Raw genomic sequence first — 6,882 nt, 5'->3', positions numbered from 1 at the left:
ACCGGCCTCCCGCACCGGAAAGTATTGTCCAGATGGACCAGAGGCCGGTCATGCACTAACAATCAACTTGGACCACTTAGTGGGGGCAGCTCAAGGTTACACCACGGGCTTGCGGCGACAGAACTGGCTATGAACCTTGCCAGACCTGGGTGGGAACTAGTGAAAGCGATGCATGGAAATAGACGTCGGAACGGATGGTAGGTGGCGGATCAAGATAGCAAACTGAGATGTCCCTAGTTTCCTAGACACCTGCCGTGGTCAGTTTCTGCCGTCTGGTCTCGAAGTCAACGGGCGAGAGCATGCCGTTGTTCGTATGCTTGCGTTTCGGGTTGTAGAACATTTTGATGTAGTCGAATTTGTCCCGCCTAGCGTCGTCCCTGGTCGGATAGGTTCGGCGTCTAATCCGCTCTCGTTTCAGGAGTTGGAAGAAGCTTTCGGCCACGGCATTGTCGTGGCAGTTGCCGCGTCGGCTCATGCTGGATTCGAGGTCGTGCTGATGAAGGAACATTGGGCATTCGCGGCTGGTGAATTGAGTGTCCTGGTCCGAATGCACTGTGACTTTGCGGTTTGGCTTGCGTCGCCAGACGGCCATCAGCAAGGCCTGTAGGGCGAGGTCCGAGGACATACGGGATTGCGCCGACCAGCCAAAGGTTAGCCATTGATGCGCCATTGGTTCGAGCACAATGGCGAACGCGTGAGAACAGATCGATGACGATGCACAGATACAACCAGCCCTCGTGGGTCTTGATATAGGTGATGTCCGTCACCCAGACCTCATTGGGCGCAGCCACCCTGAACTGGTCCAGCCTGTTCACGGCCACGATGGCTGGCTTGCCGCCGTAACGCCCCGGACGGCGTTTGTAGCTCACCGGGCCGCGATCCCGGCGAGCGATGCCAGCCGTGCCACACGGTTCTCCGAGATGCTTTCGCAATGGTCGCGCAGGTCATCCGTCAGCTTCCGGTAGCCATGGACCTTGTCACTCTCGGCCCGGGCTTGCCGGATCAACTCGGTTTGCCGCTCATCTTCCTGCGCAGGGTGGCTTAACGGTTCCTTAAGCCATGCATGGAAACCACTGAAATGTACTCGCAGCACCCGGCACATGGCCCGGATGCCAGACTCGCCGCGGTGTGCCCGGATAAAGGCGTAGTTCATTGGGACCCTCGCGCGAAGTACACCGTTGCCTTTTTTAGGATTTCACGCTCCTCGGTCATCCGGGCCAACTCGCGCTTCAGTCGCTGGTTCTCGGCCTCGTGGTCAACGCTCGGCTTCTTTGGTGCCGGATCGCCGAACAGCTTCACCCACTTGTACAAAGAATGAGTGCTCACACCCAAACGCCGGGACACCTCCCGATCCGGATAGCCCCGCACCGTGATCTGAAGCACCGCATCCCGCTTGAACTCGTCGCTGTAATGGCTTGTCCCCATGTCGGCCTCCTTGCCTCATAGTTAGGGGGCAAGGTGTCTAGGAAACTAGGGACACCTCACACGTCGAAGTTTTGAGTTATCTGCGCCAATCCCGGCTTCGGTGACCATGTCACCGTCGACCGGAATAGTTTTGTGGCATCCGGATTCCATCACTATTGGAGAATAGCCATGAATAGCTCTCGTCACCGTCCCTCTGACACATGGTCCCCGCTCTATTTCTTGGCCTCGCTCGGGGCAGGTGGGCTTGCTGTCACCTTTTTCATGTTCCTGATATTCTGGGTGCCTCATCCGGGTCAGCCTGTCCCGGTCTACGAAGACATCATGAGCGCTTTTTCAACTGGCAGGCTTCCGATGAAGGCTGCGATCCTCGTTGCCATGACCGGTATCGCCGGTTTTGCTTTTCTCAACATCAAGATGCTGATCTGGAATCTCGGCCGGTTCTCGGATTTTCGAAAGACGGACAGCTATACCAAACTGGTCAACTCCGATGGCGAAACCCAGCTTTTGGCGATGCCGTTGGCTCTGGCGATGACAGTGAACGTTGGCTTCATCCTTGGGCTGGTGTTTGTGCCGGGCCTTTGGGGCGTGGTAGAGTATCTTTTCCCTCTGGCCATGATTGCTTTTGCGCTGATCGCGTATCTGGCGTTCCGCCGGATCGGGGGTTTTCTGGGCCGCGTCCTGGGTGAAGGTGGCGTTTTAGATGTTACGGCAAATAATTCCTTTGCCCAGCTTCTGCCAGCCTTTGCATTGTCGATGACCGCCGTCGGCATGGCGGCGCCCGCTGCAATGAGCACTGTGGCTCTCACTGTGGGAAGCTCTTTGATTGCGTCGATCATGCTCGGTACCATCGCGGGGCTTTACGCGCTTGTCGCCGCCATTGCCGGCTTCAATTCGATTCTGCATCACGGCACTTCGCGAGAAAGTGCACCGACTTTGATGGTGGTCGTGCCGATCCTGACCGTGCTTGGGATCATGACCATGCGGCAGGAGCATGGCCTGCACACGACGTTTGGCGCTCATGGCGGTGTTGCGGACAACTTGCTGCTCACGACCACAATCCTTGCCGTCCAGTTTGTTTTTCTCGCGCTTGGTTTGTTGGTGTTGCGGCGTCAGAAATACGCGGACGCCTATATGCGCGGCGAAGGCAACTCGGCCGGTGCCTACGCGCTTGTCTGTCCCGGTGTCGCCCTGAGCGTGATGCTGCAATTCTGGATCAACAAGGGGCTGGTGGGCGCCGGGCTGATTGCGAAGTTCAGTGTCGCCTATTGGTCGCTGACGTCACTGGCGATCGCCAGTCAGGTCGCCATGATCGTGTTGGTCTTCGTCTTGAACCATCGGCATTTCTCAGGGCGCGCGCGCATTCAGTCTGTCCCTGCTGAATGAGGCGCAACACCTCTCCCAGCTCGAAAGGGCCGAGAGCATGGAGGTTGGTATGGATACTGTGAAAAGGCATAATTTGACGAGTTCAGAACCGTTCTCGCTTGAGCGCGCGATCATCGCCGCCGGAGGCATTGTTCGCTCCGCCGCCGAAGGGGCTGTTGCTTACAAATGGCAGGGATTGCCACGCGCATTCATCTTCGTGAAGTCTGGTAAGTTGTCCGTGCAGTTTCGGACCAAGGATCGTCAAGTTCCTTGGGCTGAATGCCGCGCTGCGGAAGGTCAGGATTGTATGCCAGTGACAGCAGCTATTCTGTCCGAGCGGGCGATCTCGGTCCGCGCGGTTTCCATGGCACCGTCAACATGGATCGAACTATCCCCGCTGGCGCTGGTGCTTCTGGTCCATGGGAATACCGCGTTCAGACATGCTTTGTTCAAAGGTCATGCGCAACGGTTGCCAATGTTTTTCGCGCGCATCTCTACCAAGAACACCGTTGGATTGGATCAGCGAATTGCAGATTGGCTTCTAAGTCACGCATTCGACAACAAAGTGCGCGGAACGCATTCTGAAATTGCCGCCGATTTGTTAACGGCGCGAGAAGTTGTGTCCAGAAAGTTGAAGGAGTTCGCTACCAAGGGTTGGATCGCGCAAAGACGCGGAAGCATACTAATTGAGGCACCTGCGGCAATAGCGCTTGTTTCAAAGGGCGTGTTTTCCACCTGCACTGCCGCCAGAGCCGCTAAATAGTCGCGTGCAGGCCCGAACGAACAAGAAACGAGCAGGGCGTTCATGGTAGATAAAGACACGGCACCCGCGCCAAACAGCACAGCCCGGGCCAAGGCGCGTATTATTGCGCCTGTCCAGCGTGAACTGCGCGTGGCTGGATGGCTGTCCCTTGTGGCGGGGGCTTTATGGCCCGTTCAGGCCGCCGCCATTGCTTGGGCCGTATCGGGTTGGACGGCCGGGCTGCCCCCAATGGACCGGACATGGATCGCCACCACGGTCTTTGTCGTTTGCGCGATATTGCGAGCAGGGCTTGAGCACCGCTCGGGCGCTCTTCTGTACCAAGCTGCAGATCAGACCATTGCACGAGAACGCGCCGTCTTGATCGCTCGTGAGGCGCATGCGCCTACCAATGCGGGCTCTGCGTCGATTGCGTCGCTTGTTGTTCAGAAGCTGCCACTGCTGCAGCCTTGGATCACCCGGTACCACGTTGCGATGTTGCGTGCGTCTGTTTTGCCGCTCTTACTTCTTATTCTCGCCTTTTCACAGTCGTGGGTCGTGGGGCTGACTCTCCTCGTGGCCGGGCCATTGATCCCGGTTTTCATGGCTTTGGTTGGCATGGCGGCCGAGGACGCCTCGCGACGTCAATTGGACGAGATCGCAACGATGAACGATATGCTCATGGACCGTTTGTCAGCGATGCTGGATATCAGATTGCTCGGAGCGGCGGATCGCGTGGCCATCGTCTTCAGCGATCGTGCCGAAAGCTTGCGTATAAAAACGATGGCTGTTCTGCGCATTGCTTTTTTGTCCTCCACAGTGCTTGAGCTCTTTTCTGCGCTTGGCGTGGCGATGGTCGCGGTGTTCGTAGGCTTCACTTTGCTTGGCGAGATCAACTTCGGATCATGGGGAATGCCTTTGACCTTGGGGCAGGGGCTTTTCTTGTTGCTGATCGCGCCAGAGTTCTTCCAGCCTTTGCGGGATCTTGCTGCAGCCTGGCATGATCGTGCAGCGGGGTTTGCGGTGGTTTCTGAACTGGATGCGCTGGACGCGGCGGACCGTGTCGCCTTTGTCGGAAGCGGTTTGCCGTCGGATGCGATGGAAGGATCAATCAGTATAATCACGCGGGGTGCGGTTGTGGTTCGCGGCGGCCAACATGTGAGGATTCCCGATTTTGCACTCACGTCCGGAGAAACTCTCGCGCTCACGGGACCAAGTGGGGTCGGCAAGAGCAGTGCCATGGCCGCGATAGCCGGTTTGGTGCCGCTGCATTCGGGCGAGATCATGGTGAACGATCGCAGGTTGAACGCGCAAACGGCCGATGCCTGGCGGCGGCGGATTGCCATGATCCCGCAGCGCCCGCACTTCCCCGATGAAACGCTGGGCGCGTGGCTGGATACAGGGCAGACGGGGGGCGACCCGTGGCCCGCGCTGCGGTTGGCCGATGCGAATGGGATTGTGGAGCGGCTGCCTTATGGCCTCGACACGCGCCTGGGGGAAACCGGGGGCGGGGTGTCCGGAGGGGAGGCCCGCAGGCTGCTGCTTGCGCGCGCAATACATACTGGGGCCGATCTGATCCTGGCCGATGAGCCTACAGCCGATCTCGACGCCGAGACGGCGGCGCGGATCATTGCTGCACTGCAACGGATGCAACGGGAAGGTCGCTCGATCATCGTGGCAACTCACGATCCCGATCTGGCAGCGGCAATGGACCGGCAGGTAGAGGTGCCGTTATGAGGAACGTGCTACGCATTGTCAGGCTTTTAGTGGCCGCTGATCCTTGGGCGATGGCGCGGGGTGCAGCCCTGTCGGTGGTCGTTCTGGTCATGGGGGCGGCACTTCTGGGCCTGTCCGGCTGGTTCATTACAGCGACAGGGCTGGCCGGGCTCGCGGGGATCGGCATTGCGTTCGATGTGTTCCGTCCTTCCGCCGGGGTGCGGTTTCTGGCTCTTGGGCGTGCGGCCGCCAGGTATGGGGAGCGTTTGCTGACCCATGACGCGACACTGCGCGCGCTGGCGGCATTACGGGTCGTTCTGCTACGTGGCTATGCACGCATGAATGCGAAGGGACTGATGGGGTTGCGAGGCGAGGGGGCCTTGACCCGGATCGTATCGGATGTGGATGCCTTGGATGGGCTGGTCCTGAGACTTGTTCTGCCAATCCTCTCGGCCTTGGTCACCCACCTCATGGTGTTTCTCGTTCTTGGATGGCTTGTCGGATGGTCTGTTGCGCTGATCATATTGGTTGGGTATGTCCCGGCTGCCGTGCTGATCCTCCTCATCCTGGCGCGCCGGACGATTTTACCCTCGGCTGAGGCTGAACACGCGGGCCAGCGACTGCGCCGGGGTATCATCGACATGACACGGGACCGCGAAGCGTTGATCCTGGCGGCACAGCTGCCACGACAAGCGAACCGTTTGCAGGAAATAGACGACCAAGCGCGAGCAGCCATGGCGCGCCTCGACCGGGCAGAACGCGATGCGGGTTTCTTTTTTTCAATCCTGGTGGCTTCGGTTGCAATGGGAGCATTCGCGACGGGTGCGTATTTGCTAGACACAGACTCTGTCGGTCCGCCGAAAGCCGTCATCGGACTTTTTGTTGCTTTGGCGCTGGCGGAAGCAGTGCTGCCACTTCGGCGCGGCGTCGCTGAACTGGGCCGCATGGTTGCCGCAGCCGGACGTGTGGCGCCGCAAATAGGCACACAAGCCCAGCCACTTGACAATACGCATGACGACGATGGCCCGCTACTCTCGCTGAAGCGAGCAGGTCTTGAGTTGGACCTTTCCGCTGGTGAGGCAATTGTTCTGACAGGTCCATCAGGTGTTGGGAAATCGACGTTGCTGATGCAAATTGCGGGCCTCGACCAAGACGACGGCATTCTCATCAAGGGCATGCGGCCGGGCCTCTGGCCGGAGCAGGCTTTGCGGGATGTCCTTGCCGTATTGCCACAGCGGAGTTGCCTGATCTCCGGAAGCGTCCGTGACAACTTGTCACTGAGTGGTACCTTTGACGATGATGCGCTTTGGACGGCCCTAGAAGTGGCGGCTTTGGCAGATGATATTCGCGCACGGGGTGGCCTTGATGCTCGTCTCGGCGAAGCGGGTTCAGGACTGTCCGGTGGCCAGGCGCGGCGCATGGCCTTGGCGCGTATCCTGTTGAAAAAACCACAAATCCTTCTCCTCGACGAGCCAACCGAAGGTCTTGATGACCACACGCAAGAGCTGGTTATGGGCCGTTTGCGGAATGCTCTGCCAGACGCATTGATTGTGGCCGCGATGCATCGCGGAGCAGACCATCCCATTTTTGACCAGAGTATTCGATTGGTTCGCTAGTTGGTGATGATGTCACCAAGGATT

The 6,882-nt window shown here is 58.7% G+C and carries 4 protein-coding genes and 1 pseudogene; 4 read left to right on the top strand and 1 reads right to left on the bottom strand.

The features are described from left to right. Positions 1-241: 241 nt before the first annotated feature. Positions 242-1,425: pseudogene (locus F3H35_RS18300) on the bottom strand (IS3 family transposase). 168 nt (positions 1,426-1,593) lie between these two features. Between F3H35_RS18300 and F3H35_RS18295 the strand changes: the two are divergent. Genes F3H35_RS18295 through F3H35_RS18280 form a run of 4 tightly spaced genes read left to right on the top strand, consistent with a single transcriptional unit; the run spans position 1,594 to position 6,858 of the window. Next, positions 1,594-2,808, top strand: coding sequence for a TsoY family (seleno)protein (locus F3H35_RS18295; protein ID WP_149780972.1), 1,215 nt, complete (start codon positions 1,594-1,596; stop codon positions 2,806-2,808). Between the two features lie 49 nt (positions 2,809-2,857). After that, entirely contained in the window at positions 2,858-3,550 is a 693-nt protein-coding gene (locus tag F3H35_RS18290; RefSeq protein ID WP_188130036.1) for a Crp/Fnr family transcriptional regulator, read from the top strand. 42 nt (positions 3,551-3,592) lie between these two features. Beyond that, a complete protein-coding gene (locus tag F3H35_RS18285; RefSeq protein WP_149780970.1) occupies positions 3,593-5,263 on the top strand; it encodes an ABC transporter ATP-binding protein/permease in 1,671 nt (556 codons plus the stop codon). A gap of 50 nt (positions 5,264-5,313) precedes the next feature. Further along, complete coding sequence (locus F3H35_RS18280) at positions 5,314-6,858, top strand: amino acid ABC transporter ATP-binding/permease protein (RefSeq protein ID WP_223228480.1); 1,545 nt, start codon at positions 5,314-5,316, stop codon at positions 6,856-6,858. Positions 6,859-6,882 lie beyond the last annotated feature (24 nt).

Source organism: Roseovarius litoreus (genome assembly GCF_900142765.1).
In the GTDB taxonomy this organism is placed as follows: Bacteria; Pseudomonadota; Alphaproteobacteria; order Rhodobacterales; family Rhodobacteraceae; genus Roseovarius; species Roseovarius litoreus.
This window is presented reverse-complemented; position numbering and strand designations above follow the sequence as displayed.